The following is a 20,503-nucleotide window of genomic DNA, read 5'->3' as shown; positions in this document are numbered from 1 at the left end:
CTCTGAGGCAGGTAGCCAGGGTCTCAGACGCAGCTCTCTCATCCTCCCGCCTCCTCCCCCATAAAAAAGCTGGGGGGTGGAGGATTCACGCAGTTAAGGGATAACGCATAGTCAATCCATCAATGAATGTTGCTGTCGATGACAGGTTGTAACGAAGGGAGAAGGGCATGGCGAGCGTACAGCTGCGAAATGTAACGAAAGCCTGGGGTGACGTGGTGGTATCGAAAGATATCAATCTCGACATTCACGAAGGGGAATTCGTGGTGTTTGTCGGACCGTCAGGCTGTGGTAAGTCAACCTTGCTGCGTATGATCGCCGGACTTGAGACCATTACCAATGGTGATTTGTTTATCGGGGGGACCCGGATGAACGACATTCCACCCGCCGAACGTGGTGTGGGGATGGTCTTCCAGTCCTATGCGCTGTATCCCCATTTGTCCGTCGCAGAAAACATGTCATTTGGCCTCAAACTCGCTGGCGCGAAAAAAGAGGTGATGAACCAGCGTGTTAATCAGGTTGCGGAGGTGCTGCAACTGGCCCATCTGCTGGAGCGCAAACCCAAAGCGCTCTCCGGTGGGCAACGTCAGCGTGTGGCAATTGGCCGTACGCTGGTTGCAGAGCCACGTGTCTTTCTGTTGGACGAACCGCTGTCAAACCTCGATGCCGCACTGCGCGTCCAGATGCGCATTGAAATCTCCCGCCTGCATAAGCGTCTTGGCCGCACGATGATTTACGTCACCCACGATCAGGTCGAAGCGATGACCCTGGCCGACAAAATTGTGGTGCTGGATGCCGGCCGCGTTGCGCAGGTCGGTAAACCCCTCGAGCTATACCACTACCCGGCTGACCGCTTTGTTGCCGGGTTTATTGGTTCGCCAAAGATGAACTTCCTGCCGGTGAAAGTGACGGCAACGGCGATCGATCAGGTTCAGGTTGAGCTGCCTAACCGCCAGCAAATATGGCTACCAGTGGAAAGCCGCGCGGTGCAGGTTGGCGCCAATATGTCTTTAGGTATCCGCCCGGAACATCTGCTGCCCAGCGATATTGCTGATGTCACCCTCGAAGGTGAAGTACAGGTAGTCGAGCAGCTTGGTCACGAAACTCAAATCCATATCCAGATCCCCGCCATCCGTCAGAACCTGGTTTACCGCCAGAACGACGTGGTGTTGGTAGAAGAGGGTGCCACATTCGCTATCGGCCTGCCGCCAGAGCGTTGCCATCTGTTCCGTGAGGATGGCACTGCATGTCGTCGGTTGCATCAGGAGCCGGGCGTTTAAGGTCCCCATAAAAAAAACGAAACGCAAAACCATTCGTAGTTGCAGAAGGTGGCAGCGTTTAAAGAAAAGCAATGATCTCAGGAGATAGAACGATGATTACTCTGCGCAAACTCCCTCTGGCGGTTGCTGTAGCAGCAGGCATTATGTCTGTTCAGGCAATGGCTGTGGATTTCCATGGTTATGCTCGTTCCGGCATTGGCTGGACAGGTAGCGGCGGTGAACAACAGTGTTTCCAGGCAACTGGTGCCCAAAGTAAATACCGTCTTGGTAACGAATGTGAAACCTATGCGGAAATCAAATTAGGTCAGGAAGTGTGGAAAGAGGGCGATAAGAGCTTCTACTTCGACACCAACGTTGCCTACTCCGTTGCACAGCAGAATGACTGGGAAGCGACCGATCCTGCTTTCCGCGAAGCCAACGTGCAGGGTAAAAACCTGATTGAATGGCTGCCGGGTTCCACCATCTGGGCCGGTAAACGTTTCTACCAGCGTCATGACGTCCATATGATCGACTTCTACTACTGGGATATTTCAGGTCCTGGTGCCGGTATTGAAAACATCGATCTGGGCTTCGGTAAACTGTCTCTGGCCGCAACCCGTTCTCAGGAAGCGGGTGGTTCTTACACCTTCAGTAGCCAGAATATCTACGACACATCCAAAGATACCGCGAACGACGTATTCGACATGCGTTTAGCGCAGATGGCCATTAACCCGGACGGCATGCTGGAACTGGGTGTTGACTACGGTCGTGCGAATAAAACTGACGGTTATAGCTACGCGGATAGCGCATCTAAAGATGGCTGGATGTTCACTGCAGAACATACTCAGAGCATGCTGAAGGGCTATAACAAGTTCGTGGTTCAGTATGCAACTGATGCGATGACCACGCAGGGTAAAGGTGGCTCGCAGGGTACTTACGGTTCAACCTTCGATACCCAGGCAACACCAAATGATCCCGTTATCCATCATGTAAACAACAACATCAATAACAACGGTAGCCTGGTGCGCGTACTTGACCACGGTGCTATCTCTCTGGGCGACAAGTGGGACCTGATGTACGTCGGTATGTATCAGAATATCGACATGGATAACGACCTGGGTACTGAATGGTACACCGTGGGTATTCGTCCGATGTACAAATGGACGCCAATCATGAGCACCCTGATGGAAGTCGGCTACGACAACGTCAAATCTCAACAGACTGGCGATCGCAACAGCCAATACAAAATCACCCTGGCGCAACAGTGGCAGGCAGGCGATAGCATCTGGTCTCGTCCGGCAATCCGCGTCTTTGCAACCTATGCCAAATGGGATGAAGAATGGGGCTACGTGAAAAACGGAGATTCGGTCTCTAAATATGCTGCTGCAACCAACTCCGGTATCAGCACAACCAGCCGTGGCGATAGCGACGAGTGGTCCTTCGGTGCCCAGATGGAAATCTGGTGGTAATCCAGCATTAACCTGACGTAATGACCTAAAGAGGGGCGTAAGCCCCTCTTACTTACGGTTTAGCGCGCTATTGCCTGGCCACCGCTGAACCCATGCTATCTGAGGTGATAACAATGAAAATGAAGAAAAGTCTCGTTGCCCTTTGTTTATCGGCAGGGTTATTTGCCAGCGTTCCTGGAATCAGCCTGGCCGATGTGAATATCGTTCCGCAGGACACCGCCGCTGCACCGTCGATTCCGACGGCTGCATTGCAACAGCTGACCTGGACGCCAGTCGACCAATCGAAAACCCAGTCAACCCCGTTGGCGACAGCGGGACAGCGTCTGGACATTGCCGGTATTAGCGGCCCGGTAGCCGCCTATAGCGTACCGGCCAACATTGGTGAACTGACCCTGACGCTGAGCAGTGAAGTTAACAAACAAACCAGTGTATTTGCGCCAAACGTCTTAATTCTTGATCAGAACATGACGCCATCTGCGTTCTTCCCCAGCAGTTACTTTACCTACCAGGCTCCGGGTGTGATGAGTGCGGATCGCCTGGAAGGCGTGATGCGTCTGACGCCAGCGCTGGGACAGCAGAAGCTTTATGTTCTGGTCTTTACTACTGATAAAGATCTCCAACAGACCACCACGCTGCTTGACCCGGCGAAAGCGTATGCCAAGGGTGTGGGCAACGCTGTTCCGGATATTCCGGACCCGATTGCCCGCCATACTACCGATGGTCTGGTGAAACTGCAGGTGAAAACCAACAGCACCTCCAGCGTGCTGGTTGGGCCGTTATTTGGTTCCTCTGGCCCGGGGCCGGTGACAGTGGGTAATACCGCAGCGCCTGCGGTGGCTTATGCGGCTCCGGCTGCCGCGGTAGCCGCGCCGGCACCGCAACCCGTGAAGAAAAGTGAACCGGTGCTGAATGACACTGAGAACTATTTTAACCAGGCGATTAAGGATGCCGTGGCGAAAGGTGATGTTGATAAAGCGCTGAAGCTGCTTGATGAAGCTGAACGTCTGGGATCCAAATCTGCCCGTTCCACCTTTATCAGCAGTGTAAAAGGCAAGGGGTAACCATCTCCCCACATTGTTGATTTTGCAACAACTGGTGCGTCTCCTGGCGCACCTTTTTTTATCCTTCGATGCTACTTGTTACACTTATGTTGCCCTACCGATCACTTAATCGTGTTTGCTCACCCCGCAAAGCCTTTTCTGCGATACAATGCCCTCAGGTTATGAATCGGAGAGTAAGGCATGCCACACCCCGCGTTAACGCAACTGCGTGCTCTGCGTTATTTTGATGCGATCCCGTCGCTTGACCCTCAATTGCTCGACTGGTTGTTACTGGAAGATTCCATGACCAAACGTTTTGAGCAGCAGGGAAAACAGGTCACCGTAACATTGATACGAGAAGGATTCGTTGGGCAAAATGAGGTCACTGAAGAGTTGACGCTGTTGCCGGCAGAATCCCGCTATTGGTTGCGGGAAATCCTGTTATGCGCGGATGGTGAGCCGTGGCTTGCCGGTCGGACTGTCGTGCCGGAATCCACCTTGTGCGGCCCCGAACTGGCTTTACAAAATCTGGGGAAAACCCCGCTCGGGCGCTATCTGTTTACATCATCGACATTGACCCGCGATTTTATTGAGATTGGCCGCGATGCAGCGCTGTGGGGACGTCGTTCCCGCCTGCGGCTGAGCGGTAAGCCGCTGATGCTTACCGAGCTTTTTTTGCCTGCATCGCCGTTGTACTGAGAGGAAGATAAAGATGGAGTGGAGTCTGACGCAGAATAAGCTGCTGGCGTTTCACCGCTTGATGCGTACGGATAAGCCAATTGGCGCCTTACTGCTGCTCTGGCCGACGCTGTGGGCGCTGTGGGTAGCGACCCCTGGCGTACCGCAATTGTGGATACTGGCGGTGTTTGTCGCCGGTGTGTGGCTGATGCGCGCTGCCGGATGCGTGGTGAATGATTATGCCGACAGGAAATTTGACGGACACGTCAAACGCACCGCAAACCGACCGCTGCCGAGCGGTGCAGTCACGGAGAAAGAGGCCCGAACGCTGTTTGTTGTGCTGGTGTTGCTCGCCTTCCTGCTGGTTCTGACTCTTAACACGATGACGATTTTGTTGTCCGTTGCGGCGTTAGCACTGGCGTGGGTTTATCCCTTCATGAAACGCTATACGCACCTGCCGCAGGTGGTGCTGGGGGCGGCGTTTGGCTGGTCTATTCCCATGGCGTTCGCCGCCGTCAGTGAATCTGTTCCGCTGAGCTGCTGGTTGATGTTCCTCGCCAACATTCTCTGGGCGGTGGCGTATGACACCCAGTACGCGATGGTTGATCGTGATGACGATCTGAAGATTGGCATTAAATCGACCGCCATTCTGTTCGGTCAGAACGATAAGCTGATTATTGGCATTCTGCAGGTCGGTGTTTTGGCGCTGATGGCGACGGTGGGCTGGTTGAATGGGTTAGGACTGGGCTATTACTGGTCACTGCTGGTGGCGGGCGCGCTGTTTGTGTATCAGCAGAAACTGATTGTCGATCGTGAACGGGATGCCTGCTTTAAAGCGTTTATGAACAATAACTATGTGGGGCTGGTGCTGTTCTTAGGGCTGGCGATGAGCTACTGGCACCTTTGAGTTTGGCTTAACCTGCAAAATAAAAACCGGTCATTTCATTTTGACCGGTTTTTTTATGCTTACTCGCCCTGCGTTGCGCTTTCGATGGTCAGACGCACATCGGATGTGACCAGTTCGGCCAGCATCTGATAAATCTTCATCGTTTCTTCCGGTTCGGCATCACCGGTATCGCTGATGTAGCCCTCGTCACGCAGCGTCAGCACCAGAGAGCTGAACACGGCTTTATCGAAGAACTCCGGTGCGTTGATACCGTGCAGTACGGAAAGACGTTGTGCCACGGTGCGGCTCTCTTTTTCCAGTGTACTGCGGTTGATGGACGGGTTCGCACTCAGCAGCCAGAAGGTAATGGCATAGCGCTGTAGTGTTTCACGTGCGCCCGCAGCCAACAGCTGAAGCGTGCGAGAGTGAACCGGGTTGATATGCAGCTCATCGTTCTGCAGGGTTATCAGACCCTGACGCTGCATTTCGTTGGCCAGCTCGTCAATCACACCGGCAAGCTCATCGCGCTCCCAACGCAGGAACAGCTCTGCTTTCAGCATCGGGTATAGCGCTTCAATATGCTGCTGCAATGCGGCGCGTGAAATCCGACGGTGCTGAGTCACAATCGCGGCCATCAACGAAGGTAGCACCAGCATGTGCGCAATGTTGTTGCGGTAGTAGGTCATCAGTACCGCCTGCTCTCGCGGCAGAATGATGATGTCACCGATGGTGTCTTTCTCAACCTCAAATTTGTTCATCTGCAAGGCGTGGTCGATCAGTTCACTGGCGCTTTGTGTCGGTACTGTCGTATCCGAAGCATACGGCACATTGCGTAGCAGGCTCAGGTAGCAATCGAGCTGTTCGGTTAGCTGCTCGCGCGTCAAAGAACGCTGACGGGAAGCCAGTAACGCGGTACAACACAGGTTCATGGCGTTAGCTGCGCCTGCGTTGTTAATGCGTACCATCAGATCGGCGGCAATGTTATTTACCGTCGGCGTCAGCCAGGCCGGGCGAATAGACTCGATAGGATCGATAGATTCGCGCCACTCCGGCACATGCTGATTCAGGTAGGTCATCAATGGCATAGGTTCGCCAAAGTTAACGTAGCCCTGACCCAGATTACGTAGCTTGCTCAAACCGCGTAGCATTTGCGGCAGGCTCTCTTTCTCTTTGGTCGCGCCACGCAGCTCTTTGGCGTAAGTTCCCACTTCCATCACATGCTCATAGCCGATGTAAATCGGAACGAGGGTAATCGGACGCGTACCGCCACGCAGCATCGCCTGGATGGTCATCGACAGGGTGCCGGTTTTCGGGTCAAGCAGACGGCCGGTACGTGAGCGGCCACCTTCGACAAAGTATTCAACCGAGTAACCACGGCTGAACAACTCGCCCAGGTATTCGCGGAATACGGTGGAATAGAGCTTATTGCCTTTAAACGTACGACGAATAAAGAATGCGCCCAGACGACGGAAAATCGGACCTGCCGGCCAGAAGTTCAGGTTGATACCTGCAGCGATATGCGGTGGAACCAGCCCCTGATGGTACAGAACATACGACAGCAGCATGTAGTCCATATGGCTGCGGTGGCACGGCACATAGACGATTTCATGCCCGTCGTGCGCCAGTTGGCGTACGCGCTCGGCATTGTGAACGTTAATTCCCTGGTACAGACGGTTCCAGGTAAAGCCCAGGATACGGTCCGTCAGGCGGATCATCTCATAGGAGAAATTCGCGGCAATCTCTTCCATCAATGCGATAGCGTTTTGCTGCGCCTTTTCATGGGAGATTTTTTTGCTGCGTGCTTCATCTTCCACCGCGCGTGCGATGGCTTTTGAGGCCAGCAGTTTATTAAACAGATCCTGGCGGGCAGGGAGGCGAGGGCCAACCGCGGCTAAGCGCTGGCGGGCAAAGTGCATACGCGCCACGCGTGCCAGTTTCTGTGCGATGGTTTTATCTGTGCCGTGTTCGTCTGCCATGCGGCGCAGGGAGACGGAAGGTGAGAAGCGGACAAAACTGTCGCGCCCCAGCCAGGAGACGGCAAAGAATTTCTGCACGCCATTCAGCATGCGCAGTGGCGGGTTGACCTCGCCTTTCTCGCGCCCTGGGGCTCGGCCAAACATCACCGATACCGGCACCATCTGCACATCCAAATCGGGGTTGCTGCGATGCAGATCGAGATAGTTATGGAACAGCTTGATGGACTCTTCTTTTGGCGTGTAATAGGTGAATACACGCGGGCCGCCGTGTATAAACACGTAGCGCGGCAGCAAAGTCCCGTCTATCTCCAGCGGTTCCAGGGGATCGGGGAGGTCGTGCACCAGACATTGGGCACGCAGTGTCAGCAAGTCAGCTTTTGAGTTGTACGGTAAGACGTACATAATGGGACGAGAGGTATCGAGTCCCAATTCCGGGGCGGGTTCCGCCGGGATAGACTTGCTTTTTACCAGGATGCTTAATGGTAAATTCAGTAATTTGTAGTAAATTCGTGGCCAGCCGGACATAAACGATGTAAAGCCTCTGGTTAATAATGCAAATGCGCTGCAAGGATATCAGAAAGTTTAGTGAATTTCTGTGGTATCCCGTCATACTTCGCGCAGCTTTGCTTATGCCCTGAAACAAACAGGGTAACGAGACAATAATACTAACGCTAATAATGTAAAAAGGTTCTTTTGATGGCCAATAATACCACTGGATTCACCCGGATTATCAAAGCAGCAGGCTATTCCTGGAAAGGTTTCCGCGCCGCATGGATCAATGAGGCGGCATTCCGTCAGGAAAGCGTTGCCGTACTGTTGGGGGTAGCCATTGCCTGCTGGCTGGACGTTGACGCAATTACCCGCGTACTGCTGATTGGTTCGGTGATGCTGGTGATGATCGTTGAAATTCTGAACAGCGCCATTGAGGCGGTTGTCGACCGAGTTGGTTCTGAGTATCACGAGCTTTCTGGCCGGGCGAAAGATATGGGATCGGCTGCGGTATTGCTTTCTATTTTCGTCGCTCTGATCACCTGGGGCATCCTGTTGTGGTCGCATTTGCGATAAAGATTCCACAACTTCATAAATCTCCTGTTTTTTGTGCAGTTTGCGGTTCCAAATTCGCCTTTAGCTGTATATACTCACAGCATAACTGTATATACACCCAGGGGGCGGAATGAAAGCGTTAACGGCCAGGCAGCAAGAGGTGTTTGATCTCATTAGAGATCACATCAGCCAGACAGGTATGCCACCGACGCGTGCGGAGATCGCGCAGCGTTTGGGGTTCCGTTCCCCAAACGCGGCTGAAGAACACCTGAAAGCGCTGGCGCGGAAAGGTGTGCTGGAAATTGTTTCTGGCGCATCGCGTGGTATTCGTCTGCTGCAGGAAGAAGAGGAAGGCTTACCGCTTGTTGGTCGTGTCGCGGCCGGTGAGCCACTTCTGGCACAGCAGCACATAGAAGGCCATTACCAGGTTGACCCATCACTGTTCAAACCGAACGCCGATTTTCTGCTGCGCGTCAGCGGTATGTCGATGAAAGATATCGGGATTATGGATGGCGATTTACTGGCTGTGCATAAAACGCAGGACGTACGTAACGGCCAGGTCGTTGTTGCCCGTATTGATGATGAAGTCACGGTTAAGCGCCTGAAAAAGCAGGGCAACAAGGTTGAACTTCTGCCAGAAAACAGCGAGTTTAAGCCAATTATTGTTGATCTACGTGAGCAAAGCTTCACTATTGAAGGGTTGGCTGTTGGCGTGATTCGTAACGGTGAATGGCTGTAATGATCAGCTGATTTCCTGTAGGCCGGAAAGGGCGTTTACGCCGCTCTCCGGCAAATTGCCCGATGACGCTACGCTTATCGGGTCTACAAAAACGCGTTAATTTCTTTTCAGGCTCCTTTCCATGCCTTTCTTTACCTCCTCTGATAAAGCACTTTGGCACCTTGCCTTACCGATGATTTTCTCCAACATCACTGTTCCACTGCTGGGGCTGGTGGACACGGCGGTGATTGGTCATCTGGATAGCCCGGTCTATCTTGGCGGCGTTGCCGTTGGCGCAACAGCGACCAGTTTTCTCTTTATGCTGCTGCTGTTTTTACGCATGAGTACCACCGGTCTGACAGCCCAGGCGTTCGGCGCGAAAAATCCGCAGGCACTGGCACGCGCGCTGGTTCAGCCGCTGATGCTGGCGTTGGGTGCCGGATTGCTTATCGCACTGTTTCGTACACCGATTATCAGCCTGGCGTTACATATCGTGGGAGGTAGTGAAGCGGTGCTGGAGCAGGCCCGAAGGTTCCTGGAAATCCGCTGGCTCAGCGCGCCCGCCTCGCTGGCAAATCTGGTGCTGCTTGGCTGGCTGCTTGGCGTCCAGTATGCACGCGCGCCGGTTATCCTGCTGATTGTTGGCAATGTGCTTAACATCGCGCTCGATTTGTGGCTGGTGATGGGCCTGCATATGAACGTGCAGGGCGCGGCGCTGGCGACGGTGATTGCCGAATATGCCACTTTGCTGATCGGCCTGATGATGGTACGTAAAGTCCTGCATATACGCGGAATTTCGCTGGCGATGTTGAAGCTTGCGTGGCGCGGCAACTTCCGCCGTTTACTGGCGCTTAACCGCGACATCATGCTGCGCTCGTTGCTGCTGCAACTCTGTTTTGGCGCTATCACGGTGCTGGGCGCGCGTCTGGGGGGCGATATCATTGCGGTTAATGCCGTTCTGATGACCCTGCTGACGTTTACCGCCTACGCGCTGGACGGATTTGCCTATGCTGTAGAAGCGCACTCTGGCCAGGCCTATGGGGCACGCGATGGTAGCCAGTTGCTGGATGTCTGGCGGGCGGCTTGCCGGCAGTCGGGTATCGTGGCGATCCTGTTTTCCCTGGTCTATGCCCTGTTCGGCGAGCAGATCATTACGCTATTGACCTCATTGCCGCAGATCCAACTTCTGGCCGATCGCTATCTCATCTGGCAGGTGATTTTACCGCTGGTGGGCGTCTGGTGTTATCTGCTGGACGGGATGTTCATTGGCGCAACACGAGCCGCGGAAATGCGTAACAGCATGGCCGTTGCGGCCGCGGGTTTCGCGTTAACGCTACTGGCTTTACCGTGGCTTGGAAACCACGGCTTGTGGCTGGCGTTAACCGTTTTTCTCGCGCTGCGCGGGCTTTCACTGGCCTTCATCTGGCGACGTCACTGGCGTAATGGCACCTGGTTTGCCTGATGCTTATGGTTAAAAATTCTGAATAGTAAATAAAACCCAGAATCCCTGACTACACTTATTATCACGCCCAGCAAAAACAGCATGTATCCGGGCGCAGCACTCTCGCTATTCACAACCTAACGATGAGGACTTGATGATGAATAAAGACGAAGTCAGCGGTAACTGGAAACAGTTCAAAGGTAAAGTGAAAGAGCAATGGGGCAAACTGACTGATGATGATATGACGGTCATTGAAGGTAAACGCGACCAACTGGTAGGTAAAGTCCAGGAACGATACGGGTACGCGAAAGATCAGGCGGAGAAAGAAGTTAAAGATTGGGAAAAACGCAACGATTACCGCTGGTAATTAACCCCTCCCTCCTGAGAGTACAAGGATGTTCGCTCTTTTATTTACCGCCCGACTTTCTTCTTCACCTGAATGGTATGGTCATGCTGGCAATCGCCAGGATGGCGGCATGATTCCACTTCCACACATGCCGGACACAGGCCGTGGGCTTCAATCACGTTATGGCGCAGAGCAAATCCCATTTTAGCTGCCAGCGTATGCATAATATCTTCCACGCCTTCCGCACACTCTTCTTTTACCACGCCACAGCGGTCACAAATAAACATTGCCGAGCTATGGGTTGGCTGATCGAACAGATGACAGAGCACATAGCTGTTGGTGGATTCCACTTTGTGCACAAAACCTTGTTCAAGCAGAAAATCAAGCGCACGATACACGGTAGGGGGTTTGGCCTGCGGCTCGGTTTCCCGCAGCAGATCAAGCAGATCATAGGCGCTGATCGCCCCTTCCTGCAGGCTCATCAGGCGCAGCACTTCGAGGCGTTGTGGCGTTAGTCGCACGTTACGTTGCACACAGAGTTTTTCAGCTTGAGCCAATAACTCCTGCGTGGTGGTTTTGTCCATTTGGCGCCTCGATTTGTGTGGAAGGTTAATCCCTTACTTTATCATGTTCTGCTTAAAACGCCGAGATCCACCGCTGTGTGCTATACCTGACGCATCGCAACACTGGAAAATTAACATGAAAAGACCCGATTGTATTCGCCACTGGCGTGAAGTTGAGGGGCCTGATGACTCCACCTATCCAGGTAGCGATGAGCTATTTTCTATTGGCGCGCCGTTGGCCCGCAGGTTGGGGTTAGGGCGATTAGGCATTCATCACGAACGCCTGCCGCCGGGGCGTCGTACTTCTTATCCACACGCTGAAAGCGATGAAGAAGAGTTTATCTACGTGCTGGAAGGCTACCCGGAAGCCTGGATAAATGGTTACTTATGGAAGCTGGAACCCGGCGATAGCGTCGGTTTTCCGGCAGGAACCGGCGTGTGCCACACTTTTATCAACAACACCAGCGACGAGGTGCGGCTGCTGGTCGTCGGTGAGGCGAACAAGAAGCATAACCGTATCTACTATCCGCTCAATCCGGTCTACGCGGTCACGCGTGAGGATCGCTGGGTTGACCATCCTCCACAGTTTTTTGGTCCACACGACGGAAAACCTGGGCGGAAATGACGATCTACGCGAACGAAGGGCGCTATCCACGACGATGTGGCTCACTATCGCAACGGTCTATGCTATAGTAGCGCCCCTTTTTTAACCGGATGCTTGAATATTCGCCATGCTGCCTGAATCTCAGTCTACCGCTTTTCCCGCTCATCGTTTTTCTATCGCGCCGATGCTCGACTGGACGGACAGACACTGCCGTTACTTTTTGCGCCTGCTGTCCCGCCAGACGTTGCTCTATACGGAGATGGTGACCACCGGGGCAATTATTCATGGCAAAGGCGATTACCTGGCGTATAGCGAAGAAGAACATCCGGTTGCACTGCAGCTAGGTGGGAGCGATCCGGCCGCGCTGGCCCAGTGCGCAAAGTTGGCTGAAGCACGAGGTTATGACGAGATTAACCTCAACGTCGGCTGCCCTTCCGATCGCGTACAAAACGGGATGTTTGGCGCTTGCCTGATGGGGAATGCGCAACTGGTCGCCGATTGCGTGAAGGCGATGCGCGATGTGGTGTCGATTCCGGTGACGGTGAAAACGCGTATTGGCATTGATGACCAGGACAGCTACGAATTCCTGTGTGACTTCATCAATACGGTTTCCGGTAACGGTGAGTGTGAGATGTTTATCATCCACGCCCGCAAGGCCTGGCTGTCCGGGTTAAGCCCGAAAGAAAACCGTGAGATCCCGCCGCTGGATTATGACCGTGTTTATCAGTTGAAGCGTGATTTCCCGCACCTGACGATGTCGATAAACGGTGGAATTAAATCACTGGAAGAAGCAAAGACGCATCTGCAATATATGGACGGCGTAATGGTGGGTCGGGAAGCCTATCAAAACCCGGGGATTCTGGCATCGGTCGACCGTGAAATTTTTGCTGCGACTACTCCGGATGCTGACCCTGTCGCCGTGGTGCGCGCCATGTATCCCTATATTGAGCGGGAGCTGAGTCAGGGGACGTATCTGGGGCATGTGACCCGACATATGCTCGGGTTGTTCCAGGGCATTCCAGGCGCACGTCAGTGGCGTCGTTATCTGAGTGAAAATGCGCATAAAGCCGGGGCTGATATTAACGTTCTGGAACATGCGCTGAAACTGGTCGCAGATAAGCGTTAAGTTCTCACCAAAAGTTAGTCAATTTCACCACGCCCTGCGTTTTATCGCGGGGCGTTTTCGTTATAAATCAATGCATTAATTTTGGCATGTTTCTTGTAATGCAATGGAGAGAATTTCATTTCGGGAGAGCGTCATGCTGGAACTACTTTTTGTGATTGGCTTTTTTATCATGTTGATGGTCACTGGCATATCACTGTTGGGCATCCTCGCCGCGCTGATGGTGGCGACGGTAGTGATGTTCCTCGGTGGGATGTTTGCGTTGATGATTAAACTGCTTCCCTGGCTGCTGCTGGCCGTCGCCGTGGTGTGGGTGATTAAGGCGATTAAAGCGCCAAAAGTCCCACAGTATCAGCGCAATAACCGCCGCTTTTACTGAGGTATTGAGCGGTGCGTCACAACCTGCAACATTGCCTTTAGAACCAAATAGGAATTGATTATCAAATCTGTCACTATTGCGTGGTTAACGAATTCATCGAGCTGTACCCTACATACAGCCGAACTAAAAAAAGAAAGGGCTTCCTGCGGGAAGCCCTAATTCTTTCTTTCCCCGTCATAATTCAAACCGCAGGTGTGTTGGCTGCTTGAATTATTTAAGAGGGAAGTCTCACGGGATCAGCAAACTCGAACCCTGCGTGGCGCGGCTTTCCAGCACTTCATGGGCACGCCGTGCGTCGTGCAGCGCGAATGTCTGACCAGGCGCAACATCCACTTTAATCACCCCACTGGCAATCAACGAGAAAAGCTCATTGCTGGCTTCCGTTAATTCGTGGCGGTTGGTGATGTAACCCTGCAGAGAAGGGCGCGTGACATACAGCGAGCCTTTCTGATTCAGAATACCTAAGTTAACGCCGGTTACCGGCCCGGAGGCGTTGCCAAAGCTGACCATCAATCCCCGGCGTTGCAGGCAATCCAGTGAGGCTTCCCAGGTATCTTTCCCCACCGAGTCGTATACCACCCGTACTTTTTTACCACCGGTGATTTCCTTAACCCGTTCGACGATACTTTCTTCACGGTAGTTAATCACTTGCCATGCACCGGCCTGCTGCGCTATTTGCGCCTTCTGCGCATTGCCGACAGTACCAATCAGCTTCGCTCCCAGCGCTTTTGCCCACTGGCAGGCAATCAGCCCAACGCCGCCCGCTGCAGCATGGAACAAGAAGGGCTCGTCGGGCTGGATTTCGTAGGTTTTACGTAACAGATAAAAAACGGTCAACCCTTTCAGAAATGAGGCCGCTGCCTGCTCAAAAGAGATGGCATTAGGCAGAATGGCGGCTTTATCGGCTGGCACGTTGTGCACTGAGCTGTACGCGCCAAGTGTTGACTGGGCATACACCACACGGTCGCCAACTTTAATGTGCGTCACTTTGCTGCCGACTTTACTGACCACGCCTGCGGCTTCTGTGCCCAGACCACTGGGTAACGAGGGAGGCGGATAAAGTCCACTGCGGATGTAGGTGTCGATGTAGTTGATGCCAATCGCTTTGTTCTCGACCTGGATTTCATGTTCCGCCGGGTCAACGGGCGTAAACTCCACAGCCTTCAGTACATCAGGGCCGCCGTGCTTGTGAAATTCAATACGTGTTGCCATGCTTCCTCCAGAAATGTGGTAATCTTTCGACCCAATCATTATCTCGGTAACTCCATTCACTATGGCAGGAAATAAACCCTTCAACAAACAACAGACTGATGCTCGTGAGCGCGATCTCCAGGTCGCCGGGCTGAAAGTACCGCCGCACTCGATTGAAGCGGAACAGTCGGTGTTGGGCGGTTTAATGCTGGATAACGAACGCTGGGACGATGTGGCCGAGCGCGTGGTTGCGGAGGACTTTTACACCCGCCCACATCGGCATATTTTCACCGAAATGCATCGCCTGCAGGAGATGGGAAAACCTATCGACCTGATTACGTTGGCAGAGTCGCTGGAAGTTCAGGGGCAACTGGACAGCGTCGGCGGTTTTGCATACCTGGCTGAGTTATCTAAAAACACGCCAAGTGCGGCGAATATTAGCGCCTATGCTGATATCGTCCGCGAACGCGCCGTTGTTCGTGACATGATTTCGGTGGCCCATGAGATTGCGGAAGCGGGTTTCGATCCGCAAGGACGCTCCAGTGAAGACCTGCTGGATCTCGCGGAATCCCGTGTCTTTAAAATTGCCGAAAGCCGCGCCAATAAAGACGAAGGCCCGAAAAATATTACCGATGTGCTCGATGCCACCGTCGCGCGTATTGAACAGTTGTTCCAGCAGCCGCACGACGGCGTCACCGGGGTGAATACCGGCTATGACGACCTCAACAAAAAGACCGCGGGTCTACAGCCGTCGGACTTGATTATTGTCGCGGCACGTCCGTCGATGGGTAAAACGACATTTGCGATGAACCTCGTCGAAAATGCGGCGATGTTGCAGGATAAGCCGGTTCTTATCTTCAGTCTCGAGATGCCCTCAGAACAGATCATGATGCGTTCTCTGGCCTCGCTTTCGCGCGTGGACCAGACCAAAATCCGTACCGGTCAACTGGATGATGAAGACTGGGCGCGGATTTCCGGAACAATGGGTATTTTGCTGGAGAAACGAAACATCTATATTGATGATTCCTCCGGTCTGACGCCAACGGAAGTGCGATCGCGCGCACGCCGTATCGCCCGTGAACACGGCGGTATCGGACTTATCATGATCGACTACCTGCAGCTGATGCGTGTACCGTCGCTTTCCGATAACCGTACGCTGGAAATTGCCGAAATTTCCCGCTCGCTGAAAGCGTTAGCGAAAGAACTGCATGTGCCGGTGGTGGCGCTGTCACAGCTTAACCGTTCTCTGGAACAACGTGCTGACAAGCGCCCGGTCAACTCAGATTTGCGTGAATCAGGCTCTATTGAGCAGGATGCCGACTTAATCATGTTTATCTATCGTGATGAGGTTTATCACGAAAACAGCGACCTGAAAGGGATCGCAGAAATCATTATTGGTAAGCAACGTAACGGCCCAATCGGTACGGTACGTCTGACGTTTAACGGACAGTGGTCGCGATTCGATAATTATGCGGGCCCACAATACGACGACGAATAAATCTCCGTCATCCTTCATGCTGCAGATGCGTTGGCTACGCCTGTTCACCCCGGTCACTTAGTTTACTAAGCTCCCGGGGATTCTCAGGCTTGTCGCCTTTCTGCAACACGAATGATTTAGGCGATTCTTTTATTAAGGAATTAAAATGCAAGCGGCAACTGTTGTCATTAACCGCCGCGCTCTGCGACACAACCTGCAACGTCTGCGTGAACTGGCACCTGCCAGTAAACTGGTTGCGGTCGTGAAAGCGAACGCTTACGGCCATGGTCTGTTAGAGACCGCGCGAACGCTCCCGGATGCGGACGCTTTTGGTGTCGCTCGTCTTGAAGAAGCCCTGCGGCTACGCGCGGGAGGGATCACGCAACCCATCCTGCTGCTGGAGGGATTTTTTGATGCTTCCGATTTGCCGACGATATCCGCGCAGCGTCTGCATACTGCCGTACATAACCAGGAGCAGCTTGATGCTCTGGAAGCGGCCGAACTGACTGAACCTGTCACTGTCTGGATGAAGCTCGATACGGGTATGCACCGCCTGGGCGTACGCCCGGAGCAGGCTGAGGCGTTTTATCAGCGCTTGACGCAATGTGAAAACGTGCGCCAGCCGGTCAATATCGTTAGCCACTTTGCCCGTGCCGACGAACCTGAGTGTGGCGCGACCGAAAAGCAGCTCGATATCTTCAATAGCTTTTGCGCAGGTAAACCGGGGCAGCGATCAATTGCTGCATCTGGCGGTATTTTGCTGTGGCCGCAGTCTCACTTCGATTGGGCGCGTCCGGGTCTGATTCTGTACGGTGTATCGCCGCTGGAAAATCACTCCATCGGAGAAGATTTTGGTTGCCAGCCAGTGATGTCACTGACATCAAGCCTGATTGCCGTGCGCGAGCATAAATCTGGTGAGCCAGTGGGTTATGGTGGCACATGGCAGAGCGAACGCGACACACGTCTCGGAGTGGTGGCGATGGGGTATGGCGATGGTTATCCGCGAGCTGCGCCGTCGGGTACGCCAGTGCTGGTTAACGGCCGTGAAGTGCCGATTGTCGGTCGTGTTGCGATGGATATGATCTGCGTTGATTTAGGCCCCGAGGCGCAGGACAAAGCGGGCGATCCCGTGATCCTGTGGGGCGATGGCCTGCCTGTGGAACGCATCGCAGAGATGACGAAAGTAAGTGCTTACGAACTTATCACGCGCCTGACATCAAGGGTTGCGATGAAATATATCGATTAATTACCTGATATGCCGGATCAGGCGCTACCGTCGCCATCCGGCAATATTCTCACCAACTGCAACATCCTCTCGATCTTCTCCCGCTTCCGGTTTATTGTGTTCTTATCCCACTGCCTGTAAACCTGGAGAACCACACGTGTTTCAAAAAGTTGACGCCTACGCTGGCGACCCGATTTTATCGCTCATGGAGCGCTTTAAAGAGGATTCACGTAGCGACAAAGTGAACCTCAGCATTGGTCTGTATTACAACGAAGATGGGATTATTCCTCAACTTAAAGCCGTTGCAGAAGCGGAAGCCCGCCTCAATGCGAAGCCGCATGGCGCTTCGCTGTATTTGCCGATGGAAGGTCTGAACACGTATCGCCATACCATTGCGCCGCTACTGTTCGGGGCGCAGCATCCGGTACTCCAGCAACAGCGTGTGGCAACGATTCAGACGCTGGGGGGGTCTGGTGCGTTAAAAGTGGGAGCGGACTTCCTGAAGCGTTACTTCCCTGATTCTGGCGTATGGGTCAGCGACCCGACGTGGGAAAACCATATCGCGATTTTTGAAGGTGCGGGATTCGAAGTAAGTACTTACCCATGGTATGACGACGTGACTAATGGCGTTCGTTTCAACGACCTGCTGGCAACATTGAGCACCTTGCCAGCGCGTAGCATTGTGCTGCTCCATCCGTGCTGCCATAACCCGACGGGTGCGGATTTAACACCAGCACAGTGGGATGCGGTTATTGAGATCCTGAAAGCGCGCGACCTGATCCCGTTCCTCGACATTGCCTACCAGGGCTTTGGTGGCGGAATGGAAGATGATGCCTACGCCATCCGCGCGATTGCGAGTGCTGGTTTACCGACTCTGGTCAGCAACTCATTCTCGAAGATTTTCTCGTTGTATGGCGAACGTGTTGGCGGGCTTTCTGTGGTGTGTGAAGACGCAGATGCCGCTAGTCGTGTTCTGGGGCAGCTAAAAGCGACGGTTCGTCGTAACTACTCCAGCCCGCCAAACTTTGGCGCACAGGTTGTTGCCGCGGTACTGGGTGATGAAGAGCTGAAAGCCAGCTGGCTGGCGGAAGTTGAGGTAATGCGTACCCGTATTCTGGCGATGCGTCAGGAACTGGTCAACGTGCTGAACGCTGAGATTCCGGGCCGTAATTTCGACTACCTGCTGCAACAGCGTGGTATGTTCAGCTATACTGGGCTGAGTGCGGCTCAGGTTGACCGCCTGCGTGATGAGTTTGGTGTTTACCTGATTGCCAGTGGACGCATGTGCGTTGCGGGCTTGAATCACGGCAACGTGAAGCGGGTTGCGAAGGCATTTGCCGCAGTAATGTAATTAGGTGCCGGATGGCGGCGTAAATGCCTTATCCGGCCTACAAAGGCATATGGATTTTTCATTTGTAGGCCTGATAAGCGTAGCGCCATCAGGCACGTTTCCCAGTGTGATCGTCCTCTTTTTCTGTAACAAAACCAGAGAAAATCCTTCCTTTCCCTTCCCCCAGGGGGTAAGGTCAGATAGTTTTTTGACCAGTTGTTAAATAAAAAATCATAACTAACTGACTACTTAGGGAAAAATATGCGCAAGATTACTTTGGCACTGAGTGCCGTTTGTTTATTGTTCACGTTGAATCAGCCAGCCCAGGCTTTAGTTTCTTCTCCTTCTCAGCTCAATCCAGGTACTAACGTTGCAAAACTTGCTGAGCAGGCCCCCATTCACTGGGTCTCTGTTGCACAAATTGAAAATAGTTTGACGGGCCGCCCGCCGATGGCCGTTGGCTTTGATATCGATGATACGGTTCTCTTTTCCAGCCCGGGCTTCTGGCGCGGTAAAAAAACGTACTCCCCGGACAGCGAGGATTACCTGAAAAACCCAGCCTTTTGGGAGAAAATGAACAACGGTTGGGATGAATTCAGCATTCCGAAAGAAGTAGCGCGGCAGTTGATTGATATGCACGTGCGTCGTGGGGACAGCATCTTTTTCGTGACTGGACGCAGCCCGACGAAGACCGAAACGGTCTCTAAAACGCTGGCTGATAACTTCCACATCCCGTCTGCAAATATGAATCCGGTTATTTTTGCCGGTGACAAGCCAGGGCAGAACACCAAAACGCAGTGGTTGCAGGAAAAAAATATCCGCATGTTCTACGGCGACTCCGATAATGACATCACCGCCGCTCGCGATGTCGGTATCCGCGGGATTCGTATTCTGCGCGCCTCTAACTCTACCTATAAGCCGCTGCCACAGGCAGGAGGGTTTGGCGAAGAGGTGATCGTAAATTCAGAGTACTGAGGTCACCGAATGCGGGGTGATGATTTTTTAAACAAATTTACGTTACCGGCTTTTACCTTTTGCGGACTTGCTGCACACTGAATAAATGATGTTCTCATTAGGCGACTTGCTGGTAAGGGGAATAAAAATGACGAATTCGGAGTTGCTGCAATACTGCATGGCGAAAACAGGCGCGGAGCAGAGCGTGCACAGTGACTGGAAAGCCACACAAATCAAAGTCGAAGATGTGCTCTTTGCCATGGTAAAAGAGGTGGAAGAACGCCCGGCAGTCTCTCTGAAAACCAGCCCAGAACTGGCGGAGTTGTTACGCCAGCAGCATAGTGATGTCCGGCCAAGCCGGCATCTGAACAAAGCGCACTGGAGTACGGTGTATCTGGACGGCTCGTTGCCGGATTCGCAAATTTATTATCTGGTCGATGCCTCTTATCAGCAGGCGGTGAACACGCTACCGGAAGATAAACGCCGGATACTGGCGCAACCCTGATCCGTTTCGCCGGATGCGGCGCAAGCGCCTTATCCGGCCTACAGCTATTTATGTATTTTCGACCCGTTTCGTAGGCCTGATAAGCACAGCGCCATCAGGCGCAACCGTTGCCGGATGCGGCGCAAGCGCCTGATCCGGCCTACGGCTATTTATGTATTTTCGGTCCGTTTCGTAGGCCTGATAAGCACAGCGCCATCAGGCGCAACCGTTGCCGGGTGCGGCGCAAGCGCCTTATCCGGCCTACGGCTATTTATGTATTTTCGGTCCGTTTCGTAGGCCTGATAAGCACAGCGCCATC

Annotated in this window: 20 protein-coding genes and 1 pseudogene; 17 read left to right on the top strand and 4 right to left on the bottom strand. The window is 53.2% G+C overall.

Translation table 11 applies throughout. From position 1 onward, the window contains the following. Positions 1-167 precede the first annotated feature (167 nt). The 5 genes from malK to ubiA all read left to right on the top strand — a co-directional run bounded on the left by malK (position 168) and on the right by ubiA (position 5,350). A complete protein-coding gene (malK, locus tag NNO08_RS14315) occupies positions 168-1,277 on the top strand; it encodes a maltose/maltodextrin ABC transporter ATP-binding protein MalK (RefSeq protein ID WP_271456968.1) in 1,110 nt (369 codons plus the stop codon). A gap of 92 nt (positions 1,278-1,369) precedes the next feature. Next, a complete protein-coding gene (locus NNO08_RS14310; RefSeq protein WP_271449296.1) occupies positions 1,370-2,725 on the top strand; it encodes a maltoporin in 1,356 nt (451 codons plus the stop codon). 113 nt (positions 2,726-2,838) lie between these two features. Beyond that, on the top strand, positions 2,839-3,786 hold the full coding sequence (gene malM, locus NNO08_RS14305) for a maltose operon protein MalM (RefSeq protein WP_137381187.1): 948 nt from the start codon (positions 2,839-2,841) through the stop codon (positions 3,784-3,786). 180 nt (positions 3,787-3,966) lie between these two features. Then, positions 3,967-4,464, top strand: coding sequence for a chorismate lyase (ubiC, locus tag NNO08_RS14300; RefSeq protein ID WP_005132668.1), 498 nt, complete (start codon positions 3,967-3,969; stop codon positions 4,462-4,464). Between the two features lie 13 nt (positions 4,465-4,477). Next, complete coding sequence (gene ubiA / locus NNO08_RS14295) at positions 4,478-5,350, top strand: 4-hydroxybenzoate octaprenyltransferase (RefSeq protein ID WP_137381186.1); 873 nt, start codon at positions 4,478-4,480, stop codon at positions 5,348-5,350. A 59-nt stretch (positions 5,351-5,409) separates the two neighbouring features. Here ubiA and plsB read toward each other — a convergent pair whose 3' ends face one another. Continuing rightward, positions 5,410-7,830 carry a glycerol-3-phosphate 1-O-acyltransferase PlsB gene (plsB, locus tag NNO08_RS14290; protein WP_188232235.1) on the bottom strand — a complete coding sequence of 807 codons (2,421 nt, stop codon included), beginning with the start codon at positions 7,828-7,830 and terminating at the stop codon, positions 5,410-5,412. A 171-nt stretch (positions 7,831-8,001) separates the two neighbouring features. On the opposite strand from plsB, the gene NNO08_RS14285 reads away from it, so the two are divergent. The 4 genes from NNO08_RS14285 (at position 8,002) to NNO08_RS14270 (ending at position 10,875) form a co-directional block, all read left to right on the top strand. Then, positions 8,002-8,370 (top strand): diacylglycerol kinase, encoded by a 369-nt coding sequence (locus NNO08_RS14285; RefSeq protein WP_003031701.1) that lies wholly within the window; start codon positions 8,002-8,004, stop codon positions 8,368-8,370. Positions 8,371-8,479: 109 nt separating this feature from the next. After that, positions 8,480-9,088 (top strand): transcriptional repressor LexA, encoded by a 609-nt coding sequence (gene lexA / locus NNO08_RS14280; protein ID WP_103777801.1) that lies wholly within the window; start codon positions 8,480-8,482, stop codon positions 9,086-9,088. 121 nt (positions 9,089-9,209) lie between these two features. Beyond that, positions 9,210-10,529 carry an MATE family efflux transporter DinF gene (dinF, locus tag NNO08_RS14275; RefSeq protein ID WP_271440974.1) on the top strand — a complete coding sequence of 440 codons (1,320 nt, stop codon included), beginning with the start codon at positions 9,210-9,212 and terminating at the stop codon, positions 10,527-10,529. Between the two features lie 136 nt (positions 10,530-10,665). After that, positions 10,666-10,875 carry a CsbD family protein gene (locus NNO08_RS14270; protein WP_005132658.1) on the top strand — a complete coding sequence of 70 codons (210 nt, stop codon included), beginning with the start codon at positions 10,666-10,668 and terminating at the stop codon, positions 10,873-10,875. Between the two features lie 44 nt (positions 10,876-10,919). Here NNO08_RS14270 and zur read toward each other — a convergent pair whose 3' ends face one another. Further along, on the bottom strand, positions 10,920-11,438 hold the full coding sequence (gene zur, locus NNO08_RS14265) for a zinc uptake transcriptional repressor Zur (RefSeq protein WP_137381183.1): 519 nt from the start codon (positions 11,436-11,438) through the stop codon (positions 10,920-10,922). A gap of 115 nt (positions 11,439-11,553) precedes the next feature. Here zur and NNO08_RS14260 point away from each other — a divergent pair, with 115 nt between their 5' ends. The 3 genes from NNO08_RS14260 (at position 11,554) to pspG (ending at position 13,523) form a co-directional block, all read left to right on the top strand. Further along, a complete protein-coding gene (locus tag NNO08_RS14260) occupies positions 11,554-12,042 on the top strand; it encodes a cupin domain-containing protein (RefSeq protein ID WP_048213928.1) in 489 nt (162 codons plus the stop codon). A 106-nt stretch (positions 12,043-12,148) separates the two neighbouring features. Continuing rightward, on the top strand, positions 12,149-13,147 hold the full coding sequence (gene dusA / locus NNO08_RS14255) for a tRNA dihydrouridine(20/20a) synthase DusA (RefSeq protein WP_271454531.1): 999 nt from the start codon (positions 12,149-12,151) through the stop codon (positions 13,145-13,147). A gap of 133 nt (positions 13,148-13,280) precedes the next feature. Then, entirely contained in the window at positions 13,281-13,523 is a 243-nt protein-coding gene (pspG, locus tag NNO08_RS14250) for an envelope stress response protein PspG (protein WP_271456967.1), read from the top strand. A 228-nt stretch (positions 13,524-13,751) separates the two neighbouring features. Here the strand turns inward: pspG and NNO08_RS14245 are convergent, their stop codons facing one another. Beyond that, a complete protein-coding gene (locus NNO08_RS14245) occupies positions 13,752-14,735 on the bottom strand; it encodes a quinone oxidoreductase (protein WP_271456966.1) in 984 nt (327 codons plus the stop codon). A 61-nt stretch (positions 14,736-14,796) separates the two neighbouring features. On the opposite strand from NNO08_RS14245, the gene dnaB reads away from it, so the two are divergent. From dnaB to tyrB, 3 genes are all read left to right on the top strand, one after another. Then, positions 14,797-16,212: a replicative DNA helicase gene (gene dnaB / locus NNO08_RS14240; protein ID WP_137381179.1), complete on the top strand. Its 1,416-nt coding sequence runs from the start codon at positions 14,797-14,799 to the stop codon at positions 16,210-16,212. A 145-nt stretch (positions 16,213-16,357) separates the two neighbouring features. Then, positions 16,358-17,437, top strand: coding sequence for an alanine racemase (gene alr / locus NNO08_RS14235; RefSeq protein ID WP_271456965.1), 1,080 nt, complete (start codon positions 16,358-16,360; stop codon positions 17,435-17,437). 136 nt (positions 17,438-17,573) lie between these two features. Further along, positions 17,574-18,767 (top strand): aromatic amino acid transaminase, encoded by a 1,194-nt coding sequence (gene tyrB / locus NNO08_RS14230; RefSeq protein ID WP_271440971.1) that lies wholly within the window; start codon positions 17,574-17,576, stop codon positions 18,765-18,767. On the opposite strand, the pseudogene NNO08_RS23200 reads toward tyrB, so the two are convergent. Then, positions 18,768-18,886 (bottom strand): annotated as a pseudogene (locus NNO08_RS23200) (hypothetical protein); the annotation flags it as partial. 121 nt (positions 18,887-19,007) lie between these two features. Between NNO08_RS23200 and aphA the strand changes: the two are divergent. Together aphA and NNO08_RS14220 are read left to right on the top strand one after the other, a co-directional pair. Further along, complete coding sequence (aphA, locus tag NNO08_RS14225) at positions 19,008-19,721, top strand: acid phosphatase AphA (RefSeq protein ID WP_271449293.1); 714 nt, start codon at positions 19,008-19,010, stop codon at positions 19,719-19,721. 127 nt (positions 19,722-19,848) lie between these two features. Next, positions 19,849-20,205, top strand: coding sequence for an MmcQ/YjbR family DNA-binding protein (locus tag NNO08_RS14220; protein ID WP_006688292.1), 357 nt, complete (start codon positions 19,849-19,851; stop codon positions 20,203-20,205). Positions 20,206-20,503: the final 298 nt, after the last annotated feature.

Origin of the sequence: Citrobacter sp. Igbk 17, from assembly GCF_028069775.1 — a bacterium.
Taxonomy (GTDB): domain Bacteria; phylum Pseudomonadota; class Gammaproteobacteria; order Enterobacterales; family Enterobacteriaceae; genus Citrobacter.
Note: the sequence above shows the minus strand (reverse complement) of the source record. Positions and strands in the feature narration are given on the sequence as shown.

What these genes read in the sequence shown, in the direction of transcription:
- malK (WP_271456968.1), top strand. Translation starts at nt 168, where the DNA reads ATGGCGAGCGTACAGCTGCGAAATGTAACGAAAGCCTGGGGTGACGTG.
- NNO08_RS14310 (WP_271449296.1), top strand. Translation starts at nt 1,370, where the DNA reads ATGATTACTCTGCGCAAACTCCCTCTGGCGGTTGCTGTAGCAGCAGGC.
- malM (WP_137381187.1), top strand. Translation starts at nt 2,839, where the DNA reads ATGAAAATGAAGAAAAGTCTCGTTGCCCTTTGTTTATCGGCAGGGTTA.
- ubiC (WP_005132668.1), top strand. Translation starts at nt 3,967, where the DNA reads ATGCCACACCCCGCGTTAACGCAACTGCGTGCTCTGCGTTATTTTGAT.
- ubiA (WP_137381186.1), top strand. Translation starts at nt 4,478, where the DNA reads ATGGAGTGGAGTCTGACGCAGAATAAGCTGCTGGCGTTTCACCGCTTG.
- plsB (WP_188232235.1), bottom strand. Translation starts at nt 7,830, where the DNA reads ATGTCCGGCTGGCCACGAATTTACTACAAATTACTGAATTTACCATTA.
- NNO08_RS14285 (WP_003031701.1), top strand. Translation starts at nt 8,002, where the DNA reads ATGGCCAATAATACCACTGGATTCACCCGGATTATCAAAGCAGCAGGC.
- lexA (WP_103777801.1), top strand. Translation starts at nt 8,480, where the DNA reads ATGAAAGCGTTAACGGCCAGGCAGCAAGAGGTGTTTGATCTCATTAGA.
- dinF (WP_271440974.1), top strand. Translation starts at nt 9,210, where the DNA reads ATGCCTTTCTTTACCTCCTCTGATAAAGCACTTTGGCACCTTGCCTTA.
- NNO08_RS14270 (WP_005132658.1), top strand. Translation starts at nt 10,666, where the DNA reads ATGAATAAAGACGAAGTCAGCGGTAACTGGAAACAGTTCAAAGGTAAA.
- zur (WP_137381183.1), bottom strand. Translation starts at nt 11,438, where the DNA reads ATGGACAAAACCACCACGCAGGAGTTATTGGCTCAAGCTGAAAAACTC.
- NNO08_RS14260 (WP_048213928.1), top strand. Translation starts at nt 11,554, where the DNA reads ATGAAAAGACCCGATTGTATTCGCCACTGGCGTGAAGTTGAGGGGCCT.
- dusA (WP_271454531.1), top strand. Translation starts at nt 12,149, where the DNA reads ATGCTGCCTGAATCTCAGTCTACCGCTTTTCCCGCTCATCGTTTTTCT.
- pspG (WP_271456967.1), top strand. Translation starts at nt 13,281, where the DNA reads ATGCTGGAACTACTTTTTGTGATTGGCTTTTTTATCATGTTGATGGTC.
- NNO08_RS14245 (WP_271456966.1), bottom strand. Translation starts at nt 14,735, where the DNA reads ATGGCAACACGTATTGAATTTCACAAGCACGGCGGCCCTGATGTACTG.
- dnaB (WP_137381179.1), top strand. Translation starts at nt 14,797, where the DNA reads ATGGCAGGAAATAAACCCTTCAACAAACAACAGACTGATGCTCGTGAG.
- alr (WP_271456965.1), top strand. Translation starts at nt 16,358, where the DNA reads ATGCAAGCGGCAACTGTTGTCATTAACCGCCGCGCTCTGCGACACAAC.
- aphA (WP_271449293.1), top strand. Translation starts at nt 19,008, where the DNA reads ATGCGCAAGATTACTTTGGCACTGAGTGCCGTTTGTTTATTGTTCACG.
- NNO08_RS14220 (WP_006688292.1), top strand. Translation starts at nt 19,849, where the DNA reads ATGACGAATTCGGAGTTGCTGCAATACTGCATGGCGAAAACAGGCGCG.